1 protein-coding gene is annotated in these 624 nt (G+C 49.7%); it reads right to left on the bottom strand.

Going from position 1 to position 624, the window contains the following annotated elements; all coding sequences use genetic code 11:
* Window positions 1-105: 105 nt before the first annotated feature.
* On the bottom strand, window positions 106-519 hold the full coding sequence (locus ACXAIC_RS24775) for a hypothetical protein (protein ID WP_475187106.1): 414 nt from the start codon (window positions 517-519) through the stop codon (window positions 106-108).
* Window positions 520-624 lie beyond the last annotated feature (105 nt).

The following is a 624-nucleotide window of genomic DNA, read 5'->3' as shown; positions in this document are numbered from 1 at the left end:
CCGCTTTTCGATTTTGCGCCTTAAGTGTCCACTTATGCAAATGGACACTTAAAGGCGCGTGATGAGCAAACGAAAGAAACGGCGGAGTTGGGGTTCAGCGGACGCTCACTTCGGATCAACAATCTGGATATCAAGATCGTAGTGCCCGATCCCCCCAAGCACCTTGGCAAGCCACTGATCGAGTTTTGCTCGGAACTCATCCTCTAAGCCATGCGGAATATGCAGCACCCAATTAACATGGGGCATGCCAGTCGGGTTCTCGTGGCTGTAGACGTAAATGGGTTCCGTGGATGGCTGGCCGTTTTTCTTTTTGTAGGAGAGCCAGCAGCGACACTTGTGCCGGATCGCTTCAAAGGCCCCCACGGGTGAGTGACTATCGGATAGATCGCGGAAATTTATGACTACATAAAAGTTAAGGGGCTTACCAATATATTTAGCGTAGTCGAACGCGTGACAGATATTCTCTGCGGTATGCCGACTGATGTGATCGGTGTATGCGCGACGCTTTATTTTGTACATGTTTCAGCCACTATGACTAGAGCATTTCCCAAAAAGTCTGAATCGTCTTGGGTTCCCTTTTGTGGTGAATAGTGATTCAAGCTGAGGGCTGGACAAGGAGGCCAG

Source organism: Roseibium sp. AWQ4_254 (assembly GCF_056161025.1).
This window is presented reverse-complemented; position numbering and strand designations above follow the sequence as displayed.

Coding starts and splice junctions, on each gene's coding strand:
- ACXAIC_RS24775 (WP_475187106.1), bottom strand. CDS start 519: ATGTACAAAATAAAGCGTCGCGCATACACCGATCACATCAGTCGGCAT.